This is a genomic window from Nocardia sp. NPDC003963, assembly GCF_053605105.1.
Window position 1 is genome coordinate 68,937 of the sequence record NZ_JBSGIP010000018.1, and the last position, 16,610, is coordinate 85,546.

The 16,610-nt window shown below is 62.0% G+C and carries 14 protein-coding genes; 6 read left to right on the forward strand and 8 right to left on the reverse strand.

Annotated features, from left to right (window positions below; genetic code table 11):
- Positions 1 to 138 precede the first annotated feature (138 nt).
- The gene (locus tag ACWEWT_RS24385) at positions 139 to 1,827 is read left to right on the forward strand and encodes an AMP-binding protein (RefSeq protein WP_452562249.1); all 1,689 of its coding nucleotides are present in this window, start codon (positions 139 to 141) and stop codon (positions 1,825 to 1,827) included.
- Between the two features lie 112 nt (positions 1,828 to 1,939).
- On the opposite strand, the gene fgd is transcribed toward ACWEWT_RS24385, so the two are convergent.
- From fgd to tal, 6 genes are all read right to left on the reverse strand, one after another.
- Positions 1,940 to 2,953 (reverse strand): glucose-6-phosphate dehydrogenase (coenzyme-F420), encoded by a 1,014-nt coding sequence (fgd, locus tag ACWEWT_RS24390; protein ID WP_452562250.1) that lies wholly within the window; start codon positions 2,951 to 2,953, stop codon positions 1,940 to 1,942.
- Positions 2,950 to 4,587, reverse strand: coding sequence for a glucose-6-phosphate isomerase (gene pgi / locus ACWEWT_RS24395; protein WP_452562251.1), 1,638 nt, complete (start codon positions 4,585 to 4,587; stop codon positions 2,950 to 2,952). The genes fgd and pgi overlap by 4 nt, the downstream gene beginning before the upstream one ends.
- The gene (gene gnd, locus ACWEWT_RS24400; protein ID WP_452562253.1) at positions 4,584 to 5,603 is read right to left on the reverse strand and encodes a phosphogluconate dehydrogenase (NAD(+)-dependent, decarboxylating); all 1,020 of its coding nucleotides are present in this window, start codon (positions 5,601 to 5,603) and stop codon (positions 4,584 to 4,586) included. The genes pgi and gnd overlap by 4 nt, the downstream gene beginning before the upstream one ends.
- A 266-nt stretch (positions 5,604 to 5,869) precedes the next feature.
- Positions 5,870 to 6,754: an LLM class F420-dependent oxidoreductase gene (locus ACWEWT_RS24405; protein WP_452562255.1), complete on the reverse strand. Its 885-nt coding sequence runs from the start codon at positions 6,752 to 6,754 to the stop codon at positions 5,870 to 5,872.
- The gene (locus ACWEWT_RS24410) at positions 6,754 to 7,239 is read right to left on the reverse strand and encodes a nuclear transport factor 2 family protein (RefSeq protein WP_452562257.1); all 486 of its coding nucleotides are present in this window, start codon (positions 7,237 to 7,239) and stop codon (positions 6,754 to 6,756) included. The genes ACWEWT_RS24405 and ACWEWT_RS24410 overlap by 1 nt, the downstream gene beginning before the upstream one ends.
- A 451-nt stretch (positions 7,240 to 7,690) precedes the next feature.
- On the reverse strand, positions 7,691 to 8,833 hold the full coding sequence (tal, locus tag ACWEWT_RS24415; protein ID WP_452562287.1) for a transaldolase: 1,143 nt from the start codon (positions 8,831 to 8,833) through the stop codon (positions 7,691 to 7,693).
- 85 nt (positions 8,834 to 8,918) lie between these two features.
- On the opposite strand from tal, the gene ACWEWT_RS24420 reads away from it, so the two are divergent.
- Positions 8,919 to 9,755, forward strand: coding sequence for a DeoR/GlpR family DNA-binding transcription regulator (locus ACWEWT_RS24420; RefSeq protein WP_452562258.1), 837 nt, complete (start codon positions 8,919 to 8,921; stop codon positions 9,753 to 9,755).
- Positions 9,756 to 9,880: 125 nt separating this feature from the next.
- Here ACWEWT_RS24420 and ACWEWT_RS24425 read toward each other — a convergent pair whose 3' ends face one another.
- Positions 9,881 to 10,501 carry a TetR/AcrR family transcriptional regulator gene (locus ACWEWT_RS24425; RefSeq protein ID WP_452562260.1) on the reverse strand — a complete coding sequence of 207 codons (621 nt, stop codon included), beginning with the start codon at positions 10,499 to 10,501 and terminating at the stop codon, positions 9,881 to 9,883.
- Between the two features lie 226 nt (positions 10,502 to 10,727).
- Here ACWEWT_RS24425 and ACWEWT_RS24430 point away from each other — a divergent pair, with 226 nt between their 5' ends.
- From ACWEWT_RS24430 to ACWEWT_RS24445, 4 genes are all read left to right on the forward strand, one after another.
- Positions 10,728 to 12,182, forward strand: a complete 1,455-nt coding sequence (locus ACWEWT_RS24430; protein WP_452562262.1) for a DHA2 family efflux MFS transporter permease subunit — start codon at positions 10,728 to 10,730, stop codon at positions 12,180 to 12,182.
- Between the two features lie 306 nt (positions 12,183 to 12,488).
- Positions 12,489 to 13,718: a cytochrome P450 gene (locus ACWEWT_RS24435; protein ID WP_452562264.1), complete on the forward strand. Its 1,230-nt coding sequence runs from the start codon at positions 12,489 to 12,491 to the stop codon at positions 13,716 to 13,718.
- Between the two features lie 374 nt (positions 13,719 to 14,092).
- Positions 14,093 to 14,953: an SDR family NAD(P)-dependent oxidoreductase gene (locus tag ACWEWT_RS24440; protein WP_452562265.1), complete on the forward strand. Its 861-nt coding sequence runs from the start codon at positions 14,093 to 14,095 to the stop codon at positions 14,951 to 14,953.
- A complete protein-coding gene (locus ACWEWT_RS24445) occupies positions 14,950 to 15,801 on the forward strand; it encodes a sugar phosphate isomerase/epimerase family protein (protein ID WP_452562267.1) in 852 nt (283 codons plus the stop codon). Before ACWEWT_RS24440 ends, ACWEWT_RS24445 begins: the two co-directional genes overlap by 4 nt.
- Before the next feature lie 179 nt (positions 15,802 to 15,980).
- Here the strand turns inward: ACWEWT_RS24445 and ACWEWT_RS24450 are convergent, their stop codons facing one another.
- Entirely contained in the window at positions 15,981 to 16,307 is a 327-nt protein-coding gene (locus ACWEWT_RS24450; protein ID WP_452562269.1) for a histone-like nucleoid-structuring protein Lsr2, read from the reverse strand.
- Positions 16,308 to 16,610 lie beyond the last annotated feature (303 nt).

The window sequence follows — 16,610 nt, forward strand, 5'->3', positions numbered from 1 at the left end:
CACGGATGCCTCGACAGAGTCCGTGCACTTGTCCGGACCGTACTACCCCGCGACGTCGGTGAGCATTTTTCACACCTTAACCCCGTAACCACTCCTCGACCGCGGGTTCACAAGGCGAGATCGCGGCATGGACCGCACTTGAACTCGCCGCTCGGCAGCACTAAATTATTTAAACAAGCGATTGCTTGTCCAGTGGAAGGATGTTCGATGAAGGAAGCGCCCCCTTGGGGGACTCTGCCGCGGTTACTGAGGTCTCGGGCAAGCGAGCACCCCGACGTCGTCATCGTCGTGGACGAAGAAGTTCAACTCACCCTCAGCGAACTGCGGGATATGGCGTCGGCGACCGCTCGCCGGCTCATGGCACGGAATATCGGGCACGGTGATCGTGTCGCCATCTACGCTCCGAACTGCTGGCAATGGGTCGTCGCGGCCTTCGGCGTATGGGACTGCGGAGGGATCGTCGTCCCTATCAACACACGCGCGCGCGGAATCGAGGCCGTCGAAATACTGCGCAACACCAACTGCCGAGCACTGATATCCATCGATGATTTTCTCGGCAGGTCGTATGTACAGGACATCTCTTCGATCGCAGGACAATCGGCAGACGGAAGGCCGTTCGCGGAGTTGCCCGAGCTGGAGACGGTTCTTCTCGTAAACGGTGGATCCGACCGCGTCGGAATACTCGGGTGGGACGACTTCTTCGACAGCGCGGAACAAGTCGACCTGGACCGGGCCGAGCAACGTGCACTCGGCGTGCAGCCCGATGACGCCTTCGAGATCCTGATGACCTCGGGCACCACTGGACAGCCGAAAGGTGTGGTGCTCAGCGGTTCTCAGATCTTGCGCGCATACTGGGATTGGGCGGAGGTGTGTGGCCTCGGTCCCGGGGACCGGCTTCCGGTCGTCAGTCCCTTCGCACACGGTTTCGGGATCAATGCCGGCCTTGTCGTCTGCGTCGCGCGCCTGGCTACCATGATCCCGGTTGCGGTCTTCGACCCCGACGAAGCGCTGCAGCTGGTCGAGCGACTGAAGATCACCACCCTCGCCGGACCGCCGAATCTCTTCGGCAAGATTCTCACCAACCCCGAGCTTCGCAACAAGGACATTTCTACTCTGCGATGGGCAGTTATCGGCGCAGCCTCTGTCCCCGACGAGCTCGTACACGCGATGTACGAGCGACTCGGATTCGAGCGTGTGACGAATGCCTATGGGTTGATCGAGGGTTCCGTCGTCACCATGACGCGCCCGGGGGATCCGGTTCGCACCGTCGCTACCTCCGCAGGTCGTGTGATGCCCGGAATGGAAATCCGGCTCGCCGACGACGGCTCCCCCCGAGACACCGACAGCCAGGGCGAACTGCAGATCCGCGGATACGGTGTCATGCAGGGCTACTGGAACTCCCCTGCATTGACCTCGGCGGCCTTCACCGAAGATGGATGGCTCCGCACCGGTGATATCGGATCGATCGACTCCGCGGGAAACCTTCGCATCGTCGGCAGGCAGAAGGAGATGATGATCGTAGGCGGGTTCAATGCGTATCCCGCCGAGATCGAGAACCTCCTGCTGCACAATCGCCAACTGGCTCAGGCGGCTGTCATCGGTGTTTCCGATGATGTATTGGGCGAGGTTCCCTGGGCTTTCGTGACTCCGGTGGAGGGAGCCGGCCCCGAGGAAGCCGAGATCATCGCGTGGTCACGGCAGAATATGTCGAACTACAAGGTTCCGCGGCGGGTTTTCGTTCTCGACGCACTTCCGGTAACACCCAACGGGAAGATCGCCAAGACCGAACTCGCCGCGTACGCCCGGCCTTTCATCACAGCCGACTGATCGTACCGTTCGGACGTAAAAGGCCGTGGCGGCCACCCGAGAAGGTGGATGCCACGGCCTTTCGATATCCGGGCGACAATCGGTTATCGGATATCGACAACCATCCGGTCCGCTAGGCGGTGGGAGCTGCCCGCAACCGCGGCGCCAGATCGCGGGCGAACAGTTCCAAGAAGCGCCGCTGGTCGTGTCCCGGGGCATGGAACACAAGGTGATTCAACCCCGCGTCGAGGTAGGGCCGGATCAGCGCGACCACCTCATCGGGATCAGAGCCGACGATCCAGCGTTTGGCGACCTGCTCGATGGGCAGCGCATCGGCGGCGGCCTCCATTTCGATCGGATCCTCGATACTGTGCTTCTGTTCCGGAGACAACGACAGTGGCGCCCAGAACCGCGTATTCTCCAATGCCGCCACCGGATCCGGGTCATAGGAGATCTTGATCTCGATCATCCGATCGAGATCGTCGACCACGCGATCGGCGGCCTTCGCCCCCTCGGCCAGAGCGGGCATCAGCTTTTCGTTGTAGAGGTCCATACCCTTGCCGGAGGTGCAGATGAACCCGTCGCCGGCTCGCCCCGCATACCGGGCCACGACCGGGCCGCCCGCAGCGATGTACACCGGGATCCCTCCGTCCGGGACGTCGTAGATCGACGCCCCCCTGGCCTGATAGTAATCACCGTCGAAGTCGACCCGGTCGCCGCGCCACAGCTCGCGCATCAACCGCACGCTCTCCCGCAGCCGCGCGAATCGCTCTTTGAACGCGGGCCACTCGCCTCGGTAGCCTGTCGCGATCTCGTTCAGAGCTTCGCCGGTCCCGACGCCCAGCATCACCCTGCCCGGGTAGAGGCAACCCATCGTGGCGAACGCCTGCGCGACGACCGCGGGGTTGTAGCGAAAGGTCGGAGTCATCACCGAAGTCCCGAGCTGGATACGGTTCGTCCGCTCCCCCACCGCAGTCATCCAGGCCAGCGAGAACGGGGCGTGTCCGCCATTGTGACGCCAGGGCTGGAAGTGGTCGCTCACGACCGCACTGTCCATCCCGTGTTCTTCGGCCAGCACGCCCAGCTCCACGAGCTCACGGGGGCCGAACTGTTCGGCCGATGCTTTGTATCCGAGCTTTGGGCTCATATCTGCTTCCTTTCGCTGCGGACTGCGCGATAACGTCCGATCAGTTCGTTGGTTGAGCTGTCCCATCCCGAGTCCGAGCCGACGTTATCGGCGTGCAACTCATCGAAGATGCCGGTGGCGACGACCTTGCCGAGCTCGACTCCCCACTGATCGAACGGATTGATCCCCCAGACGTAGCCCTGTGTGAAGACCTTGTGCTCGTAAAGCGCAATCAGCTGGCCGAGCGAAAAGGGCGTGAGATCCGGAATGAGGATGGTCGACGACGGCCGGTTACCCGCGAACGCTCGATGCGGGCTCTGCTCCTGCCCGCGCCCTTCGGGCCCGCGTGTAGGTGCAGTCGAATCACCGAAGGCCAAGGCACGCGACTGTGCAAGGAGATTCGCTATCAGCAGGTCGTGGTGAAGGTGCAACCCATGACCGGGGTCGAGGACACCGATGAAATCGATCGGGACCACCGTCGTGCCCTGGTGCAATAGCTGGAAGAAGGCGTGCTGGCCGTTGGTTCCGGGCGCGCCCCACACGATGGGTGAGGTGTCGACATCGACCGCGTTGCCTTCCCGGTCGACCGACTTTCCGTTGCTCTCCATCTCCAGTTGCTGCAGGTAAGCAGGAAAGCTCGCCAGCCGGGCATCGTAGGGAATGACGGCGTGTGTCTGGGCACCGAGGAAATTGCGGTTCCACACACCCAGCAACCCCAGGAGTACCGGGATGTTCCGTTCGAACGGGGCCGAGCGGAAGTGCTCGTCCATCGATCGCGCGCCGGCGAGCATGTCACGAAAGCTCTGGGGTCCGACACCGATCATCAACGCCAGTCCGATGGCTGAATGAATGGAGTATCGTCCCCCCACCCAGTCCCAGAATTCGAACATGTTCGCCGGTTCGATACCGAACGCTGCGACCTGCTCGGCGTTGGTCGATACGGCGACGAAATGGGATCGGACACTGGCTTCGTCGCCGGTCGCGTCCAGCAACCAGGAGCGCGCTGTCCGCGCGTTGGTCAATGTCTCGACCGTGGTGAAGGTCTTGGACGAGACCACGAACAGGGTTTCGTGTGGGTCCAGGCCACGAAGCGCCGTCAGGATATCGTTGCCGTCGATATTCGACACGAAACGAACGTCGAGATCACGGTCGGCGAATCCCGGCAGCGCCCGGTAGGCCATCGCCGGCCCGAGGTCCGAGCCACCGATCCCGATGTTGACCACGGTTCGGATCCGCTGCCCGGTATATCCACGCCACTGGCCGCCACGCACCTGATCGGCGAACTCGCCCATTCGATCCAGGACACGATGGACTGCCGGCATCACGTCGCTGCCATCCACGTAGACCGCCGCCCCGGCAGGTTGTCGCAATACAGTGTGCAGCGCCGGTCGGTGCTCCGTGAAGTTGATCGGTTCACCGGCGAACAACGCATCGATGCCCCCGCGCAATCCGGCCGATTCCGCCAGGGCGATCAACAATCCGATCGACTCGGGCGTGACTCGTTGTTTCGAGTAGTCCAGGTACACACCGTCGTGTTCGACTGTCAGCGCCGAACCGCGCCGCGGATCCGCTTCGAACAACTCCCGCAGCTGCATTGTCCGGGCCGAGTCGTAATGCCGCCGGAGCGCGTCCCACGCCGGCCCTGTTCGCGTCACTGGAGCACAGCCTTTTCGTGATGCCCGCCGAAGGCGTGGCGCATTGCCGACAAGGCCTTATCGGCGAACTCGCCTTCTCCGCGAGAGCTGAAACGCTCGTAGAGCGCCGCGGTGAGTACGTAGGCGGGCACTCCCGCGTCGACGGCCGCTTGGACCACCCAGCGCCCCTCACCGGAATCGGACACCTTGCCGGAGAATCCGGCAAGGCCGGGGTCCGTCCGTAAGACGCCCGCTGTCAGGTCCAGGAGCCAGGACCCGATCACGCTACCTCGGCGCCAGAGTTCGGTGATGCGTGCGACATCGAGGTCGTAGTGGTAATCCGAGCTATTGGCCACGGGAGCGGTCTCCGCGTCCACAGACTGCGCCGCGGCGCCGGAATTCGCCCCGCGAAGGATCGCAAGCCCCTCCGCGAGCGCGGCCATCTGGCCGTATTCGATGCCATTGTGCACCATTTTCACGAAGTGCCCGGCTCCGGTCGGGCCACAATGCAGGTACCCGTCCTCGGCCTCCCCCGGCTCTCCTCCCAGGCCGGGAGTACGCGGCGCGGCGCCGACCCCCGGCGCGAGCGACCGGAAGATCGGAACAGTTCGCTGCACAGCAGCCTCGGGGCCTCCGATCATCAGGCAGAAGCCCCGCTCCAGGCCATGAACGCCGCCGCTCGTACCCACATCGAGGTAGTGGATTCCCCTGGCAGCGAGCATCTTCGCCCGAGGCGCATCGTCACGGAAGTGAGAATTACCCCCGTCGATCACGACATCGTCGGTGTCCAGCCGCGAGGCCAGCTGCTCGATGACCGTGCCGGTCACACCGGCGGGAACCATGACCCACACCGTGCGCGGCCGCTCCAACTTCGCCAGCAATTGGTCGATGGACCCCGCCACATCAGCACCCTCATCGGCCAGTTCGCCAGCGGACGTGTGGTTCTCGTCGTAGACCACACAGCGATGATCGTCGCGAAGCAGTCGACGGACGATGCTGGCACCCATTCTTCCCGCTCCGACCATACCTACTTGCATGTCAGCCTCCTCGATGCTTCGTGTGCCGCAACAGAACGCGGCACTCGGCTCAGTGCAGCGCCCATGCGAACAGCCACGCATCGCCCCGCTTCCGAGGCCTGACGTGAGCGAACCGGACCTCTTCGCCGAACCGACAGTTGCGCACAGGCGCCCCGTTGTCGAACACGTTCGCGCGGACGGTGCCGTCGCATGCACCATGTTTGCATGTTTTCGCGCAGGCCTGCACGAAAACATGCATACACTAGGCTGGACCGAATCGGCAACCATCAAGACGAGTCGGCGCACAGTTGCGCCAGCAGATCCAAGGTCCGCAGGCCGGCACTCACGCCGAGAGTGGGAATCCAGAAGATCACCCGGTCGATTCCCATTTCCCTATATCGGTCCATCGCACGTGCGTGGGGATTTCCGTTGAACAGCGTGACCGGAAGCTTCTCCCGCCCAGCATCCGCAGCGCGCCGATGCAACTCCACAATCCGTGCAGCGAGACCTTCCTCGAAGTCCTCCACCTCACCGGTCGCATCGACGCCGACCTGCTGCATCCCGCTCCGGAAGGGCATCCAGCCGTCGGCCATGGCGACGACACGGTCGACCACACTCGGGCCGGTGCCCCCGAGCAAGATCGGCGGCCGGGATCCGGACACCGGCTTCGGCCATGACCACAGGGCGCCGAAACTCACATGTTCACCGTCGAATGCCGCCTCGTCCTGCGTCCAGATCGCAGTCATGGCCGCGATCCGCTCCTCGAGGACTCGGAATCGGCTCGACATATCAACGCCGTGATTGTGCAGTTCCTCGGCGTTCGATCCCGCCCCGACGCCGAGGAGCACGCGGCCGTTCGACAACTGATCGATGGTCGCGACCTGCTTCGCGAGAATGATCGGATCCCGCTGCGGCACCAGACACACAGCGCTGCCCAGTCGTATTCGTTCGGTGACTGCGGATACCGCGCCCAACACCGCGATCGGATCCATCAGGGTCTTGTAGTAGTCCGGGACACCCTCCGAAGCCGGCCACCCACGGGAACCTCCCACCGGGACATGCGTGTGATCAGGGAAGAAGACCGACTCGAACTCGCGAGCCTCAGCTTCGACAGCGAACTGCACAGGACTGATGGAGTCCGCGGACGGGAAATATTGCACGCCCGCGCGCATCACACCCCCTCCCAGCGCTGCGGCCGGGTCTCATCGACCACCGGCATAGGCTCCAGAAGGTGGTGGCTCAGATCCCCGAACAGGTCGTTGCCCACCCGGCGTTCGGTGAACCACCACCGACCATCGATCTTGCCGAACCGATCGAGGTAATCACCTGCAATGATCGGCCGCAGCGGCAGTCCCGGCGGCTGCTGCAGGACCATCACACAGGAGTACGCACTGGCCCGGTCGGCGCCCTCATCGTCGATCATGATGTTGCTGACGACATGGCGGGTCCGCGGCGTGCCGCTCGGATAGACCCTGACGTAGCGGCGCCACAGCGCAGCTACCGCCATCGGGTCCCTGCGGGCAACGAGTTCTGCCCCGATGTAGAGATCCGCATGCTCGAACAGCCTCCCCAGCTCGTCGAATCGGCCGGCGTCCAAGTAGTACGGGTAAATGTGGATCAGACGTTCTATTGCGTGATGATCCGAGAAACCGATCATGCAGCTCACCTCAAATTCGAACCACGCCGAGGCTGTACCGCTGGAGAACCACGTCGCGGAATCCGCAGCCAGCCCCGTCGCTCGGACTTTTCCGAGTCAGCATACCTAATTGAGCAAGCGCTTGGTCTATTTTCGATGACTGAGCGACCACTTCGAGGGATAATCGATGACATATAGCCTCATCGAACGGTCACACCCCAGATCGAGCGGCCCCGATCGAGCGTCTCGCCAGATGGCCGCAAGATTTCCGAGACCACAAGGAGCAGAACTCGCCGCGCGACCGATACCCGCCGACCCACGAAGCTGCGTCGGCGGGTATCGGGATCCCGGACTCATACCGGGCCCGATGCCGATCGTCGTGCCGCGCTGCGGTCCGGCGCACCGGGCGGTTGCGGAGATTTCGGGCGGCATAGCGCTCCGAGACTCACCCCGCGAAACATCACCACTCGCATCATGGTGCCCCCACTGTCGACCCGGATATTTTCGACTCGTAGTCGGCCAACGTCGACGAGACATCCAGAATCAGCGACCTCCAGGACTCCTGGAACTTGGCGACCCCTTCTGCCTCGAGCTTGTCGACAACCTCGCCGATATCCACCCCGGCGGCCCCGAGACGCTCGACCACCGCCCTCGCACGGCGGTACTCACCGGTGATCCGATCGCCATCCACCGTTCCGTGGTCTGCCACCGCCGCCAACGTGGATTCAGGCATCGTGTTGACGGTTCGCGGTGCCACCAGATCGATTACGTAGCGGGTGTCGTCGTAAGCGGGATCCTTCACACCGGTCGATGCCCAGAGCAGCCGCTGCGGATTTGCACCTTTACGGACCAGCCGCTGCCACCGGTCACTGTTCTCGGATTCTTCGAAGATCTCATATGCCAGGGCGGCATTCGCGATCGCGGCACAACCGCGCAGATCTTGTGGCGATTCCGGACCGAGCGCATCCAGACGACCATCCACCTCCGTGTCGATGCGCGAGACGAAAAATGACGCCACCGATACGATTGGCGAGATGTCCAGGCCTTTCGACAGCGCCGCCTCGATGCCGGTGAGGTAGGAATCCAGCACCTGCCGATACCGATCCGGTGAGAATATCAAGGTCACATTGACACTGATCCCCCTCGACAAGCATTCCGAGACAGCCTGCAGACCCGCGGGCGTGGCCGGGATCTTGATCATCACGTTCGGCCGGTCGATGAGCCACCAGAGCATTACGGCCTCGGCCACGCTGCGATCGGCATCGTGCGCGGACCAAGGATCGACCTCGATCGAGACTCTGCCGTCCTGCCCCCGGGTGGATTCGTAGACCGGCGCCAGGATATCGCAGGCCTTTCGCACGTCTCGGCACGTCAGGAGTCGCACAGCCTCAGGCGCAGACAGGCCCAGTCGCGCGTACTCCCGCAGTTCGGGCGCATACAGCTCGTCACCGAGTGCATTGTGGAAAATCGTCGGGTTGGTTGTCACCCCCACGACGTGCTCCTCGCGTACGCGCCGCTCGAGATCACCGGACGCTAGCCGCCGCCTACTCAGGTCGTCGAGCCAGATGGAAACACCTTCGTCGGCCAACAGTTTCAATGGATCACTCACCGGTATGCCCCTCGCCGACTCAGTACTTCGCCTCAGCACTTGCACGATATCGTGCAGAATATGCGCGAACTATTGCATCCAGGAAGCGAGGGTGTCAAGGTTTCGAGCATCGAGGTTCTGTGCCAGAATCCATTTTTCGATCCTTGTGATACTTGGAGGTCGCTTGTCTGCCAGTGCCCGGCGACGTGAGATCCTCAGCAGGCTCACTGCCGACAGCTACGTCGAAGTCAAAGATCTCGCCGGCGACCTGGGCGTCGACATGTCCACCGTTCGACGTGACCTCGACCTGCTGGAACGCGAGGGTCAAATACAGCGCACGCACGGAGGTGCCCGCCCGGTGCCGGGTGTGACATCGGATGTGCCGTATTCCGTCAAGAGGGCGGTGCGCCTCGACGCGAAAGCAGCCATCGCCCGGCAAGCCGCCGGCGAGGTACGCAACGGCGATACCGTGATCCTGGACAGCGGTTCCACCACCTACGAGATCGCCGTCGCCCTGCGCAGACACCAGGAACTCAGCATTATCACCAACGACCTGCGAATCAGCACCTACGTCGCAAGCCTGCGCGGCTTCCGGCTACTCGTCACCGGCGGCGAACTTCTCGGCTCGGTATATACCCTGGTCGGTGATCGCACGGTCGAGTTCCTGCACGGCTATGCCGCCGACTGGGCGTTCTTGGGCGCGGACGCCATAGACGAGCGCTCCGGTGTCACGAACACCAATACTCTGGAAGTGCCTGTCAAACGCGCGATGATCGATGCCGCGCGCAGCACCGTCGTCGTCGCAGACAGCTCGAAATTCGGCCACCGCGCACTCGCGAAGGTAGCAGACCTCAGCGAGATAGGGTCCATCATCACCGACTCCGGCCTCACCGACGAGGCCATCGAGCGCTGGCGTGTCCGCCCGACCAGAGCCGCTTCACCCGACTGAGCAATGGAAATCCGATGATCTGCCCACTTTCGTCCTTCATCGAGGAGGCGCAGGCTCCGCCTCCGTCGCCACCCGAGCTTCCGCCACCGTTTCCGCAGGCAAACAAAAGCCCAGAAACTCGGTAGTCAACGGCCCGGCACAAAGCAGATCGGCTGAACGGCCGCCATGATCACGTCGAGGGACGCTCCCAGATCGGTGGGCTCCGCCGAATGCGCAGCATCGGATACTGCGGACTGCAGACAAGCGAACGCTGCTCCAACAACTGCACGCACCACCAAGGCATCCGAAGTTGCGCCCAGGCTTCCCTCCAACGTGCGGGCGTGCAACTCCTCGGCAAGCCGCCGCTGAATCCGATCCAGTTTCTCCAAGAAGGCGGACAGCAATACCGGACTGGCCTCGACGATCTGCTGGACCGTCGCACCGCGGAGACGCTGATCCGCATCGGAATACTGTTCGGCTACAACATCGAACGCTCGGCGCAGGGCTGCCCAATCCGACTCGCCAGCGGGGCGCGCACGAAGCCGCTCGAGCAGTTTCTCCCCCATGCGCTCGTAGTTGTCGAGGACTACGTCCTCTTTCGAAGCGAAGTAGCGGAAGAAGGTGCGCTGAGACATACCGACCGCCGCAGCAATCGTATCGACCGTGGTCGTCTCGAAGCCGTCCTGCACGAACAGTCCTTCGGCGATCTCGGCGATCCGGGTTCGTGCCGCACGCCTGGTCACCTCCCGCAGCGAACCTTGCTCCATACAGCGAAGACTACCACTGCCAAAGTTGACAGTGGCTGACACAAAAGGCAGCCTATGCATACGCGGCTCGCTCGGATCGAATCCCGGCCCGAGCATCGGACCGCGGTGGTCTATTCGGACCGGCCTCAGCTCTTCGGGCCCTGCTACTGAAAGGCGATCGGTGTCTCTCGATCAGAACGCGCTGGAAAGCGCGAATGCCCCGGGCCCGCACCCATCGGATCCACCGATGACGCGACAGACATGGATCGTCATCGGCATGCTTCTCGTTGCCTCGTTCTTCGTAATTCTCAACGAGACGATCATGAGCGTCGCTTTGCCCAGCCTCATGAACGACTTCCAGATCACGGCGGCGACCGCGCAGTGGGTAACCACCGGGTTCCTCTTGACGATGGCGGTGGTGATCCCGACAACCGGCGTCATCCTGCAACGCTTTGGGACCCGCTCGGTCTTCATCGCCGCAATGGCGTTGTTCACCGCCGGAACCACGGTCGCCGCGGCCGCCCACGAATTCGCCTTCTTGCTGGTCGGACGTGTACTCCAGGCCGGCGGCACAGCAGTAATGCTCCCCCTGCTGACCACAACGGTGATGTCAACGGTTCCGGCGGCGCGGCGCGGCCGCACCGTAGGGATGATCTCCGTGGTAATCGCCGTAGCTCCCGCCGTGGGGCCCGCGATCTCCGGCATAATCTTGGCATCGCTCGAATGGCGCTGGCTCTTCCTGCTTACTCTTCCGTTCGCCGCCCTGAGCCTGGCGATCGGCGCGGCCCTGATACGCGACCTCGGAGAGACGCGACGGGTCCGAGTAGACTTTGCCTCCTTGATCCTGTCGGCCATAGCATTCGGCGGTCTCGTTTTCGGCTTGACCAGTCCGGGCGAAGCGGCAGAAGGCACCGCGCCCGTCCCGGTCGCACTCCCGATCGGGGCCGGCCTGACCTCGTTGATACTGTTCGTCGCTCGCCAGCTCCAACTCCAAAAGACGAGCAATGCATTGATGGATCTGCGGCCGTTCGGCGTCCGGCCGTTCGTAGTGGGCACGGTGGTGCTGTTCGCCTGCATGGCAGTGCTGTTCGGAACACTGATATTGCTCCCCATCTTCCTGCAGAGCGTCTTGGAGATGTCGACCTTGCAGACCGGCTTGATCCTCCTGCCCGGTGGGCTGACCATGGGCTTACTGGCTCCGATCGTCGGCCGCGTGTTCGACAGTCACGGCCCCCGGTTGCTGGTTGTGTCCGGAACCGTGGCCATCACCGCCGGTATCGCCATGATGACCACGCTGGGGCAAACCAGCGGCATGCCGGCAGTGATCTCCGCCCACGTCGTCCTGTCCGCCGGCTTGGCACTGGTTATCACGCCCATGATGACTTCGGCCCTGGCGTCGCTGAGCAGCACTCAGTACTCACATGGCAGCGCAATCATCAATACCTTGCAACAACTCGCAGGCGCGGCGGGCACTGCCATATTCGTCAGTATCATGACCAGCGCGTCGGCCGATCACCTGGCCACGGGGGCCGACCACATCGCTGCCTCGGCATTCGGCATTCGATCTGCCTTCCTATCGGGCATCGCTCTGGCTGTGGTGGCCGTGGCATCCTCGCTGCTGGTCCGGCGCACAACCCCGCGCACCGACTCGTCCCTTCGAGAGCCCGCGGGCACAAGGCAAGTCAAGAAGATCGCCGACTAACATCGCCGGGCGAGGCGATAACGCGAACGCTTGGAGCTCTGCCCAGGCAGCGGCCGACATCCGAACTTGCCTGCACACCAGGGAAGCGGGTGCGGCGTGGTCGCACCCGCTTTCCCTGTGTGCCGAGCGCAGCGCCTCGGCGACAATGCCCTCAGCATCCCTCCGGTCTGGAATCCGGAAAATATACTTGAACAATCGCTTGCTAATGTACGCTCTGGACAGGTTCCTGCGCCGGCGCCCGGCAGCGGGTCTCCAAGAAAGACCGGCGCAGGAACAACCTTCAACTAATCGACGAAGTGAGTGCCAATGACCTCGAAAGCGGCAGAACTCCTCACAATTCCCGTCCTCGACTTCGAAGACACCACCTACCAGCAATCCCCATACGAGGCTGTTCAAGCTGTTCGCGGCAAGCATTGGATCGCCAGATCGGTCCGCGGATACGAAGTATTGTCCTGGAAAGCAGCCGCCACCTTGCTGACCGACCGAGACCACCTCGACGGCATCGGCGCCGATTACTACGCAGCCCAGGATGCGCCGACCATCATACTCAGGTATGCAGCCGAGGGGATGCTGCCACTGATGCCATGGGTACGCCATGACGCAGTCCGCAAAGTACTGCAATCCGCATTCACGGGCAGGCGTGTCCACGAGCTGCGAGACCGGATGCGGAATGCCGCACGGGAACTAATCAGCCATAATGTCGATGGCGAGTTCCTTGATTTCGTCGGGGGTTTCACCGATAAATACCCGATCGGAATGGTGTGCCGTCTCATCGGGATTCCAATTGCCGATATCGATCGCTTCCAGGATTGGACCGTGACCCTCGCGCTACTGTCCCACAATCCCATCGGGGCGCACTCCGCAGAAATCGAGGCAGCACTCGTCGGCCTGCACAACTACTTCACCGAACTGGTCGACGATCGTCGGCGTAGCCCTCGCCAGGACTTTGTCACCGCGCTGATAGAAGCTGCGGAGGAAAGCGTCTCGGACGGCTACAGCATTAGCGAAGGCGAGATGTTCGGCGCCCTGGTGAACATGCTCTTCGCGGGCCATGACACGACGCGCCTCCAACTGGCCTGGGCCGTTCTACTGCTGATGCAGGACCGTAGCCGATGGTCGCTCGTGGTCGAGAACCCCGCACTCATTCCAAACGCCGTGGAAGAGAGCATGCGATTTGCCCCGTCGCTGCATACCGCACTGCGGCGAGTGACGAAAAGTTTCGAGATCAACGATATCGAATTCGCCTTAGGCGACGCAATTTCGATAAATATCCCCGCAGCAAACCGGGATCCAGACGTATTCGAAGATCCCGACGTGTTCTGGCTCGAGCGCCCGAACTCAGCTCACCACCAGACATTCGGACGTGGGCACCGACTCTGCCTCGGACGACTGCTCGCCCGCACAGAGATGCAGGTAGCCCTCGAAGTACTAGCTGAAGATTTCCCCGGATCGAGCATCGTTGGACCCGTGTCGATGTCCCACCCCGCAGCCGCAACCTACGGACCCGAAGAGCTGGTCCTCCATCTGCGCCAGTAACACATCACGCGCCATCAAAGCGGCGCCACTGTCCGGATGCATAAAATCGAAGAATAATGTTGATCGGCAACGGGACTTGCGAGGGTAAGGTAACTCAATATTATCCCCTCGTGCGCGCAATTGATTATGCGCGAACGGACAAAACAAGGTATTCGACTACCGTGACCACGACCTTTTGCGCCGCGTCAACAGCCCGCTCCCCTGCGCCGAGCCATGCCAAAAGCGACCTCTGCAGGCACGGACGACGAGCCGCCGACCCTCCTTCCGGGATGAGGTCGAAATTGACAGTGTCCTAGATCACTGTCAGGCTTAAAGCAAGCGCTTGCTTCAATAAGGCCTGGCGCGGGGTTCATGCTACAAGGAGGACAAACACTGTGCGGTCAGTACTGATCACCGGCGCATCGAGCGGTTTCGGAGCCAAGGCCGGAGTTGAACTCGCAAGACGTGGCTGGCATGTGTTCGCCTCGATGCGGGACACCTCGAAATCAGGGTACGTGCGGCATCTGGCCGACGCTTCTGGCGTGGAGCCCGACGCAATCAGCGTGATAGAACTAGATGTTACGAGCGAGTCGTCCCGGCAGAGCGGTGTGAAACATCTATTGTCCGCAGCCCCTTCAGGACCGGACATGATACTGCACTGCGCAGGCTACACAACTGCATCCTTCTTCGAAGATATCCCTCCGGCCAAGATTCGCCACCTATTCGATACGAACTTCTTTGGCGCTCTGGATATCACACAAAAGCTCCTCCCGTCGATGCGCGAGCGCCGCAGTGGGACTATCGCAGTCATAAGCTCGAATGCTGTCAATATTGCTCATCCGATGTACTCGATATACGCGGCGGCCAAATGGGCACTCGAAGGCTGGGCGGAGGCACTGGAGATCGAGCTGGCGCCGTTCAACTTGGATGTCAAGATCATCCAACCAGGCAATCACGACACGAATTTCGGCAGTAATGTCGAGTTGATGATCGACGAATCCAGTGCTTATTCCGACCTCGCAGCCCTCGCGTTGCCCAGGATGGAGAAGCTGGGCGGCAAGGCCCGATCTGCCGACAAAGCGACAAGGGAAATCTGCGATGCGCTGGAGCTTGGCAAGCGGAAATTGCGAACTCGCATAGGCCCGGACGACAAACTCATGGCGGCCCTCGGCCGGTGGGCCCCGTACAGCACCCGGAGAATTCTGATCGAGAAGATCACCGGTATCACAGCCGATACGAAGTTTCCGGCGACGTGATTCTCTGGAGCGGCAGTCTGGTCGGCACTCTATTACAAGACCGCATCAAGATCGCAGCAGCAGCCGGTTACTCCGATTTGTCAGTTGCCCCCATGGACTTCGGGCCACCAGGAACTACCGAGAAGCGATCAGTTCCGCTGCGGCAGCTTGCGGATGACCTTGGAATAAGGCTGTCGTGTCTGGATCCCGTGACCGCTTGGCTGCCCGGTGGTGCCGGCACAGGGCGTTCGGTTGGACGGCGCAGCGGAGACCAGCACGCCGTCGCTGCGACGTTCGATGCCTATACCCTGGATGAATGCCTAGGGCTTGCGCACTCGGTTGGCGCCCAAACGATTTCCGCAGTTGAACTCTCGGGATGCTCCCGTAGTTTCAACGAGCTTGTAGACAGACTTGCGTTCATCTGCGGATTGACCGAAAACATAGGCGCACGTACTCAATTGGAGCCGATGCCGTTCAGCGCCATCAAGACGCCGCGGGAAGCACTTCAAATAATTCAAGCTAGCGGTAGCCATCATACTGGTATTGTTTTTGACACGTGGCACTACGCACGCGTCGGAGGATTACCCGAACACCTCCACTCACTCCCTCCAGGATGTTTCAGCAGTGTGCAGATATCGGACGGTCCCATGATTCCGGCCGTCGATGTATGGAATGAGAGCTCCACCAGTCGACTACCTCCGGGGGACGGAAATTTCCATTTGACCGACATCATGGAATCAGTACGATCTCTGTGCTGTGACGATGTCCTAGCCTGCCCCGAAGTAGTTTCTACCTCTTACGGGATATCAGCAGATGTGTATGCAGTTAAGATACACAACCTAAGCCTTCCATACCTCGAATTGTTGTAGCGAGTTCAGACCTCCAACCGAGACATCAGATTGCTCCGCGGACAAAGACCTCGCTAACGTCTTCCTCAACAACCGTTCATGGCCGCGGCCAGTGGGTCTACCTCCACGCAGTCCACCAGAACGCTTCGCTGTCCCGATGACAGTATTCGCAGCCACCCGGCGGTCTGGGAGCGCCAGCGTCAGTTTGCCGCCCGCTGGTATGCCTGCATCACCGCAGAGGAGATCCGGCCACGGTCAGGCACGTCATACCCATTTCGCCGCCCCCACTCCCGCACAGCCTTCGCGTCCTTCTGCCGACCGACTGAAGCACCCTTGACTCGACTTCGTCCTCCGACCCTGCGCGCAAACGGGATCCACTTGTCGAGGCCAGCACGGAGTTCCCGCGCATTCGTCTCAGACAGGTCGATCTCATAGCCCACCCCATCGATGCCGAACGACACGGTCTCAGCGGCCGCTGACGCGCCATCCAGATCGTCGATCACGGTCACCACAACCTTGCGCGCCACTCTTCACACCTCCACTAACCGAACCCGCCGGATCGCTACATTCTCCGGCACAGTAACTGCGCCTGACCCGCCACCGCCCAGACCACCGACGAAAACGATTCCCTGCTTGATGACCGCGTCCGGATGGATACGGCCAGGCCTACTTGCTCAGACCAGCGCCCAGACACCAGTACTGGGCAAATCGGCCGCCCACCGACGGCAGCATGGCGGTCTGCACCTCGAAGAGGACATACGCGCTTGCGCCAGACCTCGACCCGAGCGCCTCGCGTCCTGCGGTGTGTGCGTACGACAGGGCTCCTACGA

Bases quoted from the DNA above. Each gene is read 5' to 3' on its own strand.
- gnd (WP_452562253.1), bottom strand. From the start codon at position 5,603: ATGCAAGTAGGTATGGTCGGAGCGGGAAGAATGGGTGCCAGCATCGTC.
- ACWEWT_RS24405 (WP_452562255.1), bottom strand. From the start codon at position 6,754: ATGCGCGCGGGCGTGCAATATTTCCCGTCCGCGGACTCCATCAGTCCT.
- ACWEWT_RS24410 (WP_452562257.1), bottom strand. From the start codon at position 7,239: ATGATCGGTTTCTCGGATCATCACGCAATAGAACGTCTGATCCACATT.
- ACWEWT_RS24435 (WP_452562264.1), top strand. From the start codon at position 12,489: ATGACCTCGAAAGCGGCAGAACTCCTCACAATTCCCGTCCTCGACTTC.
- fgd (WP_452562250.1), bottom strand. From the start codon at position 2,953: ATGAGCCCAAAGCTCGGATACAAAGCATCGGCCGAACAGTTCGGCCCC.
- ACWEWT_RS24425 (WP_452562260.1), bottom strand. From the start codon at position 10,501: ATGGAGCAAGGTTCGCTGCGGGAGGTGACCAGGCGTGCGGCACGAACC.
- ACWEWT_RS24430 (WP_452562262.1), top strand. From the start codon at position 10,728: ATGACGCGACAGACATGGATCGTCATCGGCATGCTTCTCGTTGCCTCG.